Source organism: Asanoa ishikariensis, from assembly GCF_900107455.1.
In the GTDB taxonomy this organism is placed as follows: domain Bacteria; phylum Actinomycetota; class Actinomycetes; order Mycobacteriales; family Micromonosporaceae; genus Asanoa; species Asanoa ishikariensis.
In genome coordinates this window covers 2,235,878-2,250,409 of sequence record NZ_FNQB01000001.1, presented here as the reverse complement: position 1 = coordinate 2,250,409, position 14,532 = coordinate 2,235,878, and the positions used below count along the sequence as shown (strand labels likewise).

8 protein-coding genes, 1 tRNA gene and 1 pseudogene are annotated in these 14,532 nt (G+C 72.7%); 4 read left to right on the top strand and 6 right to left on the bottom strand.

Annotation, left to right across the window (positions count from 1 at the left end; genetic code table 11):
• Nucleotides 1-13 precede the first annotated feature (13 nt).
• On the top strand, nt 14-556 hold the full coding sequence (locus tag BLV39_RS10630) for a GNAT family N-acetyltransferase (protein ID WP_090789745.1): 543 nt from the start codon (nt 14-16) through the stop codon (nt 554-556).
• Nucleotides 553-930, top strand: a pseudogene (locus tag BLV39_RS44735) (GNAT family N-acetyltransferase); the annotation flags it as partial. The gene BLV39_RS10630 and the pseudogene BLV39_RS44735, both read left to right, overlap by 4 nt.
• Before the next feature lie 45 nt (nt 931-975).
• Here BLV39_RS44735 and BLV39_RS10620 read toward each other — a convergent pair.
• The 5 genes from BLV39_RS10620 to BLV39_RS10595 form a co-directional block, all read right to left on the bottom strand.
• Entirely contained in the window at nt 976-1,764 is a 789-nt protein-coding gene (locus BLV39_RS10620) for a HoxN/HupN/NixA family nickel/cobalt transporter (RefSeq protein ID WP_090789741.1), read from the bottom strand.
• A 281-nt stretch (nt 1,765-2,045) separates the two neighbouring features.
• A complete protein-coding gene (locus BLV39_RS10615; RefSeq protein ID WP_090789739.1) occupies nt 2,046-2,660 on the bottom strand; it encodes a superoxide dismutase in 615 nt (204 codons plus the stop codon).
• A 764-nt stretch (nt 2,661-3,424) separates the two neighbouring features.
• Nucleotides 3,425-3,498, bottom strand: a tRNA-Ile gene (locus BLV39_RS10605).
• 731 nt (nt 3,499-4,229) lie between these two features.
• On the bottom strand, nt 4,230-8,159 hold the full coding sequence (locus BLV39_RS44070; RefSeq protein ID WP_239083961.1) for a helicase HerA domain-containing protein: 3,930 nt from the start codon (nt 8,157-8,159) through the stop codon (nt 4,230-4,232).
• Between the two features lie 43 nt (nt 8,160-8,202).
• Complete coding sequence (locus BLV39_RS10595; RefSeq protein ID WP_090789734.1) at nt 8,203-8,814, bottom strand: hypothetical protein; 612 nt, start codon at nt 8,812-8,814, stop codon at nt 8,203-8,205.
• Between the two features lie 247 nt (nt 8,815-9,061).
• Between BLV39_RS10595 and BLV39_RS10590 the strand changes: the two genes are divergently transcribed.
• On the top strand, nt 9,062-13,006 hold the full coding sequence (locus BLV39_RS10590; protein ID WP_090789732.1) for a trypsin-like peptidase domain-containing protein: 3,945 nt from the start codon (nt 9,062-9,064) through the stop codon (nt 13,004-13,006).
• Here the strand turns inward: BLV39_RS10590 and BLV39_RS10585 are convergent.
• The gene (locus BLV39_RS10585) at nt 13,003-13,743 is read right to left on the bottom strand and encodes an SDR family oxidoreductase (RefSeq protein ID WP_090789730.1); all 741 of its coding nucleotides are present in this window, start codon (nt 13,741-13,743) and stop codon (nt 13,003-13,005) included. The two genes, BLV39_RS10590 and BLV39_RS10585, sit on opposite strands and share 4 nt — an antisense overlap.
• Before the next feature lie 163 nt (nt 13,744-13,906).
• Between BLV39_RS10585 and BLV39_RS10580 the strand changes: the two genes are divergently transcribed.
• Nucleotides 13,907-14,524 carry an excalibur calcium-binding domain-containing protein gene (locus tag BLV39_RS10580; RefSeq protein ID WP_218137078.1) on the top strand — a complete coding sequence of 206 codons (618 nt, stop codon included), beginning with the start codon at nt 13,907-13,909 and terminating at the stop codon, nt 14,522-14,524.
• Nucleotides 14,525-14,532 lie beyond the last annotated feature (8 nt).

Here is a 14,532-nt window from a genome sequence, read left to right as displayed (position 1 = left end):
CGCTTGGCAGCCCATGAGCAACCGGTCGACGGCCATCGAGGCGGTGCCGGCCACCGCCTTCGTCACCCTGGCCGAGGACCTCACCCGGGTTTACGCCGCGGTGTTCTCCCGCCCGCCGTGGAACGAGGACAGCGCCGCGATCGCCGCCTTCACCGCTCGCTTGCCTGACGAGTCAAGCCGCCCGGACTTCACCGCCGCCGTGACGCGGGACCGGTCCGGCGCGTTGACCGGCTTCGCCTACGGCTACCCAACCGCCGCACCATTTCCGACCGGACGGTCGTACCCCAAGGCCAGTGCCGCGCTCGGCGCTGGAGTGAACGACCTGTGCGGGTGCTTCGAAGTCCTCGAGCTCGCCGTGCGCCCGGATGCCGAAGGCGTCGGTAACGGCCGGACCCTGCTCGACGCGGTCGTCGCCGGCCGATCAGCCTGGCTGCTGACCTCCGCGTCCGCGACCCGCGCAGTCGGCTTCTATCGTCGCCGCGGCTGGCGACCCCTCGGCATGGCCGCCGGGGCGATCGTCTTCGCCAGCCCGCCGCGCCCCCCGACCACGCCATGACGGCGCTCGTCGTCCGCCCGGCCGCCCTGGCCGACGCCCCACTCCTCGCGGTGCTGAATCGACACCTGATCGAGGACCAACGCCATCACAGCACCGCCACCAACGCCGACCTCGAAGCGCGGATGCGGCGCTGGATCTCCGGCGATCGGTACGCCGTCGCGATCGTCGACCGTGACGGGCTGCCGGTCGCGTACGCGGTATGGCGCAATGACGAGGACGGCATCTACGTGCGCCAGTTCTTCGTCGGCCGCGACCACCGCCGCAAAGGCCTCGGCCGCGCCGGTTTCACCGCGCTGCTCGAACGCTGGGGCGACAAGCCCGTCAAGCTCGACGCCCTGGTCCACAACGAGCGCGGCCTCGCGTTCTGGCGCGCGCTGGGATTCCGCGACTACAGCCTGATCCTCAGCCTCGACGCCGCGTCAAACGGTCGTGAGATGGACCGCCGCGACGGCGACCAGGCCGGCGCCGAAGATGGTGACAGCGCCGGCGGCCAGGATCGGAGTGACCCGGCTGGCGAGCGTGAGAGCTTTGATCGAACGAGCACTCCGGCTGATGATGCTGCTGCCCGCGACGGCAAGAACGCCAACCCCGAAGAGCACGACGGCCATGCCAATCCCGAACATGATGACCAGCAGCAGGGCGAACGCGCCACGACCGAGAAACAGCCCGCTGGCCAGGACCAGGAACGCGGCCGGTGAAGGCGTGAGGCCGCCCGAGACGCCGAGCAGCAACAGGCCGGGCCGCTTCGATGGCTCGTGCTGGTGGTCATGCGTGTGGCCATGACTGTGCCCGTGGTCATGGTCATGGTCATGCTCGTGAGAGTGGCTGTGGCCGCGCAGGTGGCGCCGCAGCATCCAGATGCCGATGCACACCACGAGCACGCCCGCGGCGACCTGGAGCCAGGCGGTGAGCTGTTCCATCCGAACGACGTCCGACAGCGACAGGAACGTCCAGGCGACGCCAATGACCAGGACCGAGATGGTGTGCATGACCGCGACGGAGCCACCGAGCCAGGCGGCGTCTCGGACGCGTCCCTTGGAGCCGGCCAGGTAGGCGGCGGCCAGGGTCTTGCCGTGGCCGGGTGTGACGGCGTGCCAGGCGCCGGCGAGGAAGGCGACCACGAACGCCACGGCCGGCACACCGGGAGTCTGAATCAGGTCCTGGAGGCGGTCCGAGACGGAGGTGGCCGACAGTGCGATCACGCTCATGCCAGCACCTTCTGACGAAGCAGGCGGCGCATCGTGAACAGGACGCCTGCCGCGATCGCCAGGATCAGCCCGATCACAGCGGCGAGCTGCGGGGCACGGCTACAGGGGAGATCACGCGAACACACTCCGGGTGGGGCGGGCCTTACGAACGGTCCAGTCTCTCCACCGCCCCTGACCTGCGGAGGCACTCGAAGGTGATCTTCAAGGGTCGCTGACGTGAACATTCGAGCGCCGGCCGTAGCGGGGCGGCGGATGGCGGCCCGCCACCCCGCTACGGGGCATCAGACCGGCTTGTTCCCGGCCTTCGCGGCGGCGTACCGGGCAGCCACGTCCGGCCAGTTGACGACCTCCCACATGGCCTTCACGAAGTCCGGGCGCACGTTGCGGTACTGGAGGTAGTACGCGTGCTCCCAGGCGTCGAAGGCGAGCAGCGGTACGGACGTCTGCGCGACGTTGCCGTGGTGGTCGTAGACCTGCTCGACGATCAGCCGGCCGGAGAGTGGCTCGTAGGACAGCACGCCCCAACCGGAGCCCTGCACCAGGGTGGTGGCCGCGGAGAGCTGGCCGTGGAAGCCCTCGAACGAGCCGAAGAACTCGTTGATCGCCTCACCGAAGTCGCCGTCAGGCCGGTCGCCGCCGTCCGGGGTCATGTTGGCCCAGTACAGCGAGTGCAGCACGTGCCCGGACAGGTTGAACGCGAGCGTCTTCTCCAGGCCGACGATGCTGGCGAAGTTCCCGGCGTTGCGCGCCTCCTCGATCCGTTCGAGGGCGTCGTTGGCGCCTTTGACGTACGCGGCGTGGTGCTTGTCGTGGTGCAGTTCGAGGATCTGCCCGTTGATGTGCGGCTCGAGCGCCGCGTAGTCGTAAGGCAGGTCCGGCAACGTGTAAACAGCCATCTGGTGTTGTCCTCCAAGCGATGGATCGCCACTGCTGCAACTCTTACGCTGTTGCCAACAATGTGCAACAACCCTACGTGGAGGGTTTACTCAGGACTCCGACGGCCGGGACGCCACGTTCGCCGACCAGCGCTCCTCGACCCGCGCGAAGCGCCAGATCGCGATCGCGACCAGCCAGGACACGACGAAGAGGGCCACGATGACGTACCCGGCGTAGTCGAGCGGAATCGAGGCGATGGCGGCGATCGGACCCTGTGTGCCTGGTCGGCGATGACGCCGATGAGCTCGATCGTGCCGATGATCCGAGAACCTCTGCAAGCGATCATGGGCGTGTACTGGCCGCGAGAGCATGTCAATTGGCGCAGGTTCGAATCGTTCAGGGCGAGGCAGACGCGCCCCCACACGCGACTCGACTCTTTCTAAACACGCAGCTCAACGGCCGTAGGCGGACAAAGCCGCGCCGGTTCTAATCGAGGGCAGGATTCGAACCTGCGCACCCGTCGCGATCGACGGCCGACCCACCGATCCGGACCAGATCGTCGTGGCGGCGTCGTGGCGCTCCACCAGATCCCACGCGGCGCGACGGGATCTTGAAACGCCGAACCGGCGAGCTCGGACCCAACGGCAACGTTGGGTCCGACCTCGCATACCGCGAACCGCGCCCACCACACCGTGGGGTCTCCGGGGGTCGCCCCCGGAATCGGGATGACAAATGGCTTCCTAAGCCGTGACCGCGAAGCGGACACAGCTTAGGAAGCCATTTGTGGGGCCGGCGGGGCTCGAACCCGCGACCGAGGGATTATGAGTCCCCTGCTCTAACCGGCTGAGCTACGGCCCCGTGCCGGCGGGACCGGCGCCGGGATCGTATCCCGTGTGTGGTGTTCGCGACCACCTGAGGCGGGTGCGACCCGCCGACGGTGGTGGTGCCCAGGAGGCTGCCGTCGCGGTTGATCTAGACGTGCCTGACCCCACCCCGGGCGCTGCGCTGCGGGTCTGCACCTAGATCGTCGCCTGGGTGGTCGCGCCATGGGCGTTGTGAGGCTCGACCGCGCGATCGCTGCGGGCCGCCCGGTTCGCTTCCGACTTGGACGCTCTCGACGCGTTGATCGACGAGCGACCGGTCTTCACGAGGCCGGACGGCCGGCTCTGCGGCAAGCACGACGGCGGCTGGTCGCAGTGCGCTTCAGCGCGGTGCGCGCAACGTCTGCGGGCCGTCGGGCCAGCCGGGACGCGTCGTGCCGGCGGAATTCAAGAACAGGGTCATTGGAGACGCCTCCCTTCTGTGAAAGCTGAAAAAGTGCATGCTGAATAGCGCCGTGCCACCGGCACGTGCGAAAAAAGAGAAATGGAAACGGAAAAGCCGCCCGTCCCGGGTCGGGATAGGCGGCGTCAGCGCTGGCCAGAGCTAGCTGGTCCACCTATCCAGGGCGAGTCGGCACAGCAACCAGCCACTCGCGTCTGCGTCTCTGTAGACCGCGGGCCGCATCATGGTGTCGTCCTGTCCGTCGTTGTCTGGGGTCGCTCTTACGTCAATAAATGTAGATCGAAATCGGCGCGCCGGGAAGCGAATTATTCGTCGTCGTCTTCTTCTGGGTCCTGGGCGCGGGCGATGACCTCTTCGACGGTGAGCGGGCTGGCCGGGTGGTGGCTCAGGCACAGCGGCGCCCGCAGCTTGGCGAAGCCGGCACCGTCGACGGCGGCGTAGAAGACGCCCGGGCGCAGCCGGGCCACGTCGGAGATGTCGCTGCCCTTGGCCCGCGCCATCTCCTTCGCCGCCTCGATCTGGGTCGGGCTGTTGAGCAGGCCGAACAGCTGCGTCGCCGCGTTGCCGGGTATCCGGTTGTGCAGCCCCTTGGGCGCCTGCGTCGCGAACACCAGCCCGAGCCCGTACTTGCGGGCCTGCGACGCCAGCGCCAGCGTGCTCTGCGTGCACGCGGTCATCGCGCCGGACGGGGCCAGGGTCTGCGCCTCGTCCATCACGAACAGGCCACCGAGCGGGCGGTCGCCGGCCGGGTTGCGCTTGATCCAGGCGAACAGCGCGAGCTGGAGCTGGTTGACGAAGCTCTGCCGCTGACCGTCGTCGGGCAGGCCGATGAAGCTGATCACCGAGACCCGGGCACGGAAGCCCGGCGCGGGGCGCAGCAGCTCACCGGGGTCGAGCGGCGCGCCGTCACCGCCGAAGAGCGGGTCGCTGACCATCGTCGCGCGCAGGAGCTGGCCGATGTCGTTGGCGACCTTCGGGGCGTTGTCGAGCTGGCTGGCGCGGGCCGGCAACCGGGTGAGATAGAGGACGAACTCGCGAAGGTCACTTCCACCACCGCGGGCGTACGCGGTCAGCGCCTCCCGCAACACCGCATTGCCGATGCGGGCCTTCGCGGAGGCGCCGTCGACGTTGGCCCGCGGCGCGAGCGACGCCACGGCGGCGTCGACGCCGGCGGCGAACGCGTCCGGGTCGTCGAGGATGCCGGCGAAGTCGGGCAGCGGCCGGAAGCTCAGCGGCCGACCCGCGGTCCGCCGCGGGGTCCAGACCACGACGTCGGTGTTCCGGTGGTACGCCTCCGCCCGGGCCGTCTCGAGCTCGTCCCAGGCGGCCGGCGGCTGGGGCCACGGGTCACCGAGCCGCGCGAGGTCGTTGTTGGGGTCCAGCACGATCGACGACACGCCACGCAGCGCGCACTCCTCGACCAGCCGCCGGATCAGCACGGTCTTGCCCGACCCGGAGCCGGCGAAGATCGCCGCATGCCGGCGCAGGGCCGCCAGCTCGACCGACACCGACCGGCCGTCCTGAACCGACTGCCCGAGCATCACCGAACCAGGATCCCGATCATCGCGGGGTACGCGCACCGGCAGCCTTCGGACAGTCGCGAGCGTCGGTGCAGCCGGGCTGACGGGCCCGACCGCCGGAGTCGCAGCGTCCCGGCCACCAGGCACTGCCGAGCCGTCCCGCGCGGCCCAACCGCTTGGGGCCGCCGGCCCACCGGGCGAGACTGAGCCGTCGCGCACCGCGGAGCCGCCGGACGCGGCGGCACCGTCCCGCGCGGCCCAACTGCCGGGAGCCGCCGGCCCACCCGGCGAAGCCGAAGCGTCGCGCACCGAGCCACCCGACGCGGCCGCACCTTCCCGCGCCGCCCAACTACCCGGAACCACAGGCCCACCCGGTGAAGCCGAGCCATCGCGCACCGCCGGACCACCCGCCGCGGCCGCACCATCGCGCACCGCCGGACCACCCGAGGCGGCCGCACCATCCCGAGCGGCCCAACCACCTGGACCCGCCGGCCCGCCCGACGAAGCCGCGCCATCGCGCACCGCCGAACCACCCGCGGCGGCAGCACCATCCCGAGCCGCCCAACTACCCGGAACCGCCGGCCCGCCCGACGAAGCCGAGCCACCGCGCACCGCCGGACCAGCCGACTCGGCCGCACCCTTTTGCCCCGCAGGGCCACCCGGGGCAGCGGGCTCGCTCGGGACCGCCGCGCCCGACGCATCCGGGACCGCCGAGACGGCGCGCACCGCTGGGCCGCCCTCGGCCCCAGCACCGCCTGCCATCGCCGAGCCGCCCACCACGGACAGCCCCGCCTGCCTGGCCCGACTGACCGCCGCAGGCGGAGCCGCCGGCAGCTCCGGACCGGCGGGACCAACCGGCACCGGCGCATCAACCGCCGCCGCAGGAGGGACCGAGTCCGCCCCCGCCAGTGCCTCGCGCAGGAACGCGACCCGATCCGCCGGCTGGCGGCTGACGAACCACGGCCGCAGCGTCTCGTACCCGCGCTCGCGGAGAAGCTGTCGCAGCGCGACCAGGGCGACCACGTCGCTCTCCGGGAACGCCAGCGTGCGCCCACCGGCCCGGCTGAACGTCTCGATCACCTCGGTCGTCCGCGCGCCGCCGGACCACGGCTCGTTGCGGAGGAAGAACAGCTTGCGCTTGGCTACGCCCTCGGTCAGGCCGGCGGCCGTGCTGGCGTTGCGGATCCTGTTGAGCGCCGCGATCGGGTGCCGGGCACCGATGACGCGGAACGCCCAGTGCTCCTCGTCCTCGGTGCGCTCGTCGAGGCTGCGCCGCAGCCGCGCGTGCAGTGCCGGCTTGCTGCCCGGGTGCGGGTCGAGCCCGAACAGCTCCCCCGCACCACCCCGCGAGCCGATCCAGGCGGTCAGGCCGGCCTCGAGCAACTCGGGCACGACCACGTCCTCGGTCGCCGGGTCGAGCGCCGCCGAAGCGTCCGCTGCCCCGAGCAGCGCCGCGAACCGGGCGTCGACAGCGGCCAACTCGTCGTCGGTGGTCGGTTCCTCTGTGACCACCGCCGGACCCGCCACGGAGTCGTGCACCAGGCGCAGCATCTCGCGCACGGTCTCGTCGCGCAGGCAGCCCCGCACGTGGGTGTCGATCGTGCGCAGCAGCTCGCGCGGCGTGAACTGGACCGCCTCGACGAAAGCGGAGGCCCGCACGGGCCAGGTGGCGTACGCCGGCACGAAGCCCTGGTCGTTGAACGGCTCCGCGAAGCGCCGGGCGATCAGCTCCCGGCCGAGTTCGGCACTGCCGATCTGACGGAGCTGCACCGCCTCCCGGAACCGGTCCTGGACGGTGTCGGTGGCCTGGGTCTTGACCAGCGACCACGACTCGTCGAGGCAGGCAACGACCGACAGCGTGCGGCGGGTGGTCTCGCGGAGTGCCATCAGCCCGCCGGCGATCTGCTCCAGCAGCAGCGCGGCGCGCCACTCCAGGCGGGTCTCGCCGTCGAGCGACTTCGCCGCCTGGTTGATCAGCAGGTCGATCTGGTCGACCGCGATGACGGTCGGGCCGGTCAGGGCCAGCAGTCGCGAGATGTCGCGGACGATCTCCTGCGCGGACCGCCGCGCCCGGCGCATCCCCCACGCGGCCCGCTGACCGGGCTCGAGCTCGTCGTTGGAGCACAGGAACTCGTAGCCGACGTCCTGGTCACCGAGCTTGTCGGCGGCCTGGAGCACCATCGCCCGCGCCGTGTCCTGGCAGTCGATGCCGACCTGCCTGTTGTGCTTGCGCAGCAGGTCGACGAACGCGTCCAGGATCGGCCGGGTCAGCTCGGCCTCGCCGGTCACCGCCCGCCGCACCGCCCGCGGCGCGCCGATCAGGTCGGCCAGCCGGCGCAGGAAGGTCCGCAACTGGCTCTCCCGCTCGGCCGTCTCACGGTTGAGGCCGTCCAGGATGGACAGTGCGGTGCTGCGCCAGAACGCGCTGGCCTCCAACAGGCTGACCAGGAAGAAATAGCCACCACCGGCCTGTACGTGCTGGCGCACCGAGCCGAGCAGATGGGTCTTGCCGCTGCCGCGCTGGCCGAGCACGGCGACGCCGACGGGGCTCGAGTCGGCGCTGCGGTCGGCGTCTTCGACGCCGTCGAGGATCACCCGGAGGGCGTCCCGGTGCAGCCCCTCGACGTGGAACGACGGCTGCCGCCACACGTCGTCGGGCGTCGGCGCCCAGTTGAACCGGAGTGCCTTGAGTGCCCGGCGCTCGACCTCGTCCATCGTTGTCCTACCCGTCCTCAGGCACCGAGCCGCCTCGCGTCACTCACACACCGATAGCGATCAAGTGCCTGTCCTGGTTGCCGATCCGCACGGCGGCGTCGCGCTGTTCCGCCGAGAGCGTCTTCTGGTTGGACTCCGGGACGATCCGCACGTCGGGAGCGGTGCTCAGCGCGACGAGGGCGGCGTCGACGCCGGCCCGCTCCGCGCCGGTCACACGTGGGCGGAGGGCCGCGAGCGACACCAGCTCACCGGCGCTGACGGCGATCTCCGCGTACGCCTTGCGGATGCGCACGTCGATGTCGCTCTCGGCCGGGGCGAAGAGCTCGGACGCCGCCAGGTCGGACCGGTCGAGGAAACCACGCAGCCGATTGAGCACGGTATAAAGTGCCGCACCCCCGGCCCCGGCACCCGCCGGCGGGTCGGCGGACAGTTGCCCGATCGCCTCGGCCCAGCCGGCCTCCGTGAGCTCGAGGCTGTATCCCCGGCCGACCTTGCGCACCGTGATCCAGCCCCGGCTGACCAGGCGGTCCCGGTATTCCTTCTTCAGGTCCAGACCCCGGTCGGCGATCCGCGCGTTGGGCAGCTCGCGGGCTTCGGCCATCAGGATGACCAGCATGCAGCGCATGGCGAAGGTGACCGGCTTCTCGTCGGACATGCCGATGCTCCTGTCAGGGTGGGCGCGAACCGTGCCGATTCTCCCCAGCTACCCAACGTGGTAGCAAGGTCCACTCCGGGTTTTCCGATATCCGACATCACTGTCGGGTGTGGATCTCCATAAGCCCTGGCCAAAAGCAAGGTCACGGCAACCGTTCGGACGAGTCGGCAGGGGCCGATATTGCCTAGCAACGGCCAGGCCGGGCACGATAGCCATTCGGTCAGCTGAGCTAGCACGGGGAGGAGCGATGAGGGCCGCACCGCCGAGCTTCCCCTGGGTCGTGGCGATCCACGGGTCGGCGGAGAGCCCCACGCCGATCGGTGCCGGCGTGGTCGTCGCGCCCGACCGGGTGCTCACCTGCGCGCAACTGGTTCGGTCCGGTGGCCGGCCGCGCGACGAGCTCTGGGTCGGCTTTCCGCTGGCCGGGCTCGGTCGCACGCGGGTCCGCCAGGTGGTCCAGGGCAGCGACTCCGACCTCGCCCTGCTCGCGCTCGACGGCCCGGTGCCCGACCCGGTGCGGCCCGCCCGGGTAAGGCTCGCGCCGCTCGCCAAGCTCGCCGGCCGACCGTGGTGGTCGTTCGGCTTCCCGGACCACGACCCGGCCGGCCGCCCGGCACAGGGCACCGTCGGCGACCCGTTCGACACCGGCCAGGTCCGCCTCGTCAGCACCGGTCTGGCGCCCGGGTTCGCGGGCGCGCCGCTGTGGTCCCCCGACTATCAGGCGGTGGTCGGGCTGGTCGTCCAGGCGGCCACCGCGGGTCCGGCCGGTGGTGACGGTCGCGCCACCGGCCTCGGCGACGCGCTGCCGGACCTCAAGCTCGGCGCGCTGGCCGGCTGGCGGCTCGACGCGGCCGGCGAACAGGCCGTCGCCGCCTGGGGCTGGACCCGGACAGACGGGTTCCGCGGCCGCGCCGCCGTGCTGCGGGTGGTCGGCGACTGGCTCGACCGGCCCGGTCCGGACGGCCGCCTGCTGGTGGTCACCGGTGCTCCGGGGGTCGGCAAGTCGGCCGTGCTCGGCCGGATCGTGACCGCCGCCGACGCCGCCGCGGCCCGGCTCGATCCCGGCGACACCGCCGCGCGGGGCAGCGTCGCCTGCGCCGTGCACGCCGCCGGCAAGGACGCCCTGGCGGTGGCCACCGAGATCGCCGTCGCGGCGTCGGCGGCGCTGCCCGCCGTACCCGGCGACCTCCTGCCCCACCTGCGCGACCGGCTCGCCACCCGGCCGGACCGGTTCAACCTGGTGATCGACGCGCTCGACGAGGCGGCCTCCCCCACGCAGGCCCGGGAGCTCATCCGCACGGTGCTCGTGCCGCTGGCGGAACAGGGCGACCTGCTCGGCGTGCGGGTCGTCGTCGGCACCCGGCCGACCGACGAGCAGGGCGACCTGCTGGGCGCGTTCGGGGCCGCCGCGGACGTGGTCGACCTCGACTCGGCCGAGCACGTCAACATGGCCGACCTCGCCACGCACGCGATGGCCACCCTGCGGCTGGAGAGCAAGGGTCGCGCCGACAACCCGTACGCCGACGCCGAGCGGGCCGAGCCGGTCTCCCGCCGGATCGCCACGCTGGCCGGCGGCAACTTCCTCGTCGCCGGCCTGGTCGCCGGGGCGCACGGCCGCAACGACGCCGTGCCGGTCGACCCGCACCGGGTCGCGTCCACCGCGTCCGTCGCCGAGGCGCTCGACGCCTACCTGGGCGGCGTCTCCCCCGCCGGCGCCACCTCGGCCCGGCTGGCGCTGACCGCGCTGTCCTTCGCCGAGCCGCCCGGGCTGCCGCTGCGGCTCTGGCGGGTCGCGATCGAGGCGCTCGGCGGCCGCGTCACCGACGACGACCTGGCCGCCTTCGCCCAGGCCACCACATCCCTGGTCGAGCACGGACAGGTCGAGCACGGCAGCAGCGAACACGGGCCATCCGGCGTCTACCGGCTGCGGCACCGGGCGCTCGACGACGCGCTGCTGGCCGCGCGCGCGACGGTGGCGGCCCGCGCCGACGACGAGCGCGACCTGCTCTACGCCTGGGTCCGGCACGGCCACGCGGCCGGCTGGGCCTCGGCGCCCGACTACCTGCTCGGCATGCTGCCCCGGCACGCCGACCGGGCCGGCCTGGTCGACACCTTGCTCAACGACGACGCGTACGTGCTGCACGCCCATCTCGCCGGTCTGCTCTCCGCCGCCGAGGTGGCCGACACCCGCGAAGGGCTGGCCCGCGTCCAGTTGCTGCGCCGGACGCCGCTGGCCGCGCACGCCGCACCGGCCGAGCGGGCGGCGCTGTTCTCGGTCGTCGACCGGCTCGACCGGCTGGGCAGCGCGCCCGTCACGGAGGACGCCGCCTACCGGGCGCGCTGGGCGCACACCCCGCCGCGACTCGAACGGACCGTCCTAGAAGGACATTCCGACGCCGTGTACGACGTCTGCGCCGTGCCCATGGACGGGCGCGACTTCCTCGCCTCCGCCGGCGCGGACGGCACCGTCCGGATCTGGGACCCGCTGACCGGCCGGGTGGAGCGGGTGCTGGCCGGGCATGCCGACGGGGTACGCGGCGTGTGGGCGGTCGAGGTCGAGGACGGCACGCTGCTCGCCACCGCCGGCCACGACGGCACCATCGGCGTCTGGCACGCGGGCACGGGCGCGCACCTGCGTACCCTGACCGGTCATTCCGACTGGGTCCGCAACCTCTGCGCGGTGCCGGTCCCCGGCGCGGCGACGCTGCTGGCGTCCGCGAGCGACGACCGCACCGTGCGGATCTGGAACCCCGCCGACGGCACGCTCGTGCACTCGCTGACCGGGTTCGGCGGCTGGGCCACGGCGGTCACCCACCTGCCGGTCGGGCCGCACGGCCTCGTCGCGGCGACCGGCTTCGACGGCGTGATCGCACTCTGGGACCCGGTGACCGGCGCCTGCACCACCGCGGTGGTCGCGCACGACGGCTGGGCCACCACGCTCTGCGCGGTGCGGGCCGGCGGCGGCGTGGCGTTGGCGTCGGCCGGTTACGACGGCGTGGTGCGGCTCTGGAACCCGCTGACCGGCGACCTGCTCAGCGCGATCGACCCGCAGGCCGGTCCGCTGACGGACCTGTGCACGGTCGAGGTCGACGGCACCGTCCTGCTCACCGCCACGGACGAGAGCGGCGTGCTGCACCTCTGGGACGCCCGCAGCGGCACGCCCCGGCCGAGCCTGCGCGGCGACGTGAGCTGGATCCGCGCCGTGTGCACACTGCGGGTCCGCGACCGCGACCTGCTCGCGACCGCGGGCGACGACGGCACGGTCCGGCTCTGGGACCCGGTGACCCGGCAGGCCGAGTCGGTGCTGGCCGGCGGCCGGCTGGGTCCGGTGGCCGCCGTACGTGCGGTGCCGTTCCGCGGCGGCACGGCGGTGGTGTCCACCGGCACCGACGGCACCGTGCGCATCTGGGACCCGGCCAACGGCGCCGCACTGGCCCGCCTGCCGGTCCGGGAGGGCGCGGTCACGTCGGTCTGCGCGGTGCCCGACGCCGACGCGCCGCTGCTGGCCACCGGCGGCGACGACCACGTGGTGCGGCTCTGGGACCTGCGCGACGGCAGCGCCGGTCCGGAGCTCGCCGACCACCACGAGCGGGTCAACGCGATCTGCGCGGTCAACGCCGGCGGGCTGGTGCTGGTCGCGACCGGCGCCGACGACGACACGGTGCGGCTGTGGAACCCGCGCGACGGATCGCCCTACGGAGTGCTACTCGGCCACCGAAGCTGGGTGACCGCGCTGACCACGGTGCGGCTCGGCGGCCGCGAGCTGCTGGCCTCCGCCGACAAGGACGGCACGGTCCGGCTCTGGGACCTCGACGGCGGCACCCGCTGGCAGCAGCTCGCGCACACCGACGCCGTCGACGCGCTCGGCACGGTCACCGCCGACGACCGCGACCTGCTGGTCTCCGGTGGCGCGGACGGCACGGTCCGGCTCTGGCATCCGGCCGACGGGCGCCCGCACCACGTGCTGGCCGGGCACACGGCCGCGGTGACGGGGGTCTGCGCGTTGCCGGTGCCCGGCGGGCGGCAGTTGGTCGCCTCGACCAGCCTGGACCGGACGGTGCGGCTCTGGGATCCGGTCACCGGCCGCTGCGTCCGCGCGATCCCGGTGCACCATCGCGCGCTGTCCTGCGCGTACGCCGCCGGCACCCTGGTCATCGGTCTTGACCGCGGGCTACTGGGTCTGGCCGTCTAGAACCGCTCGGCGAGGAAGTCCTCGAAGGTCAGGCCCGCGTGCGCGTGGTCGGGGGTCAGGTGCGCGCCGGCGTGGAAGGCGGAGTAGATCCGGCCAGGCAGGGCGACGCCGACGACCCGGCGGTGCCGGCCGGACACGGTCAGGTAGGACTGGGCCAGCGAGCGGGCCGAGCGGACCTCGGGGCCGCCGATGTCCGGCACCCGCTCCCGCGGCCCCGCGTCGACGTGCTCGACCAGGCGGTCGGCGACGTCGTGCACGTCGATCGGCTGGAAGTCGCAGTTGGGCGCGAACACCATCGGGACCGGGATCCGGCGCTGCAGGTGGAACCCGCGGAGCAGCAGGCTGTGGAACTGGGTGGCCCGCTGGATCGTGAACGGCAGCCCGGAGGTCTCGATCAGCCGCTCGCACTCGGCCTTGGCGGTGTAGTAGGCGAGCGGGATCTGGTCGACGCCGACGACCGAGGTGAAGACCAGGTGGGTGTCGCCGGGGCCGATCGCCGCGATCAGCCGCGAGGTCGCCTCGACGTCGCCGCGCGGTGCGGTGGCCAGGTGGAAGACCGTCCGGATTCCCTCGACGGCGGCCGGTATGCCCTCGCCGGTGCGCAGGTCGCCCCGGACGGACTGGCCCGGCTGCGGCCGCCGGCTGAGCACCCGCACCTCGTGACCCGACTCCCGCAGCTTGTCGCACACCACCCGGCCCAGGTTTCCGGTGCCCCCGGTGACCAGAACGTCGCTCATAACCGAATTGTCCCCCATCTCCGCGCGAACATTCCGGGTTCACGCTCCGTCACCGGGTGTCAGCCGACGGCTCCGCCTGCTGGTCCCGGCCACGGACGATCATCGGCCCGGTCGGCCGGGTCGGTCCATGCCCGCCGCGCCGGCCGGCGGCGAGACTGGCGCGATGTCCTACCCTCCCCCGCCAGTGGCGTCCAACTGGTTCACCAGGCTCTCCCCGCTCCGCCGGGTCGGCGTGATTCTCGGCGCCTGCCTGCTGCTCTGCTGCGGGGGCGCCGCCGGATTCGTCGCTCTGCTGCCCGGCGACGACGGCCCCTCGGCCGAGCGCCAGGCGGCCGTGGTCGCGCCGAACACCGCCGCTGCCACTGACCCGGCGCCGACGACCGCCGACCCGACACCCCCGGCCGACCCGACCAGCGACCCCGAACCCACGGCACCGGCCGAACCCACCACCGAGCCCAGCCCCGCACCGGTCAGCTACGCCAACTGTGCCGCCGTCCGGGCCGCCGGCAAGGCGCCGCTGCGCAAGGGCCGACCGGGCTACCGGGCCGGCCTGGACGCCGACCGCGACGGCGTCGCCTGCGAGAGCGCGACCAGGGCGAACGGCGGCGACGCACCGAACCCGCCACCGAAGCCGAAACCCAAGGTCGAACAGCCGACCACCGACCCGCGCTTCGACACCTGCAAGGACGCGATCGCGCACGGCTACGGCCCGTATCGGCGCGGCGAGACCGAGTACGGCTGGTATCGCGATGGCGACAACGACGGGGTGGTCTGCGAATAGGGTCGAAG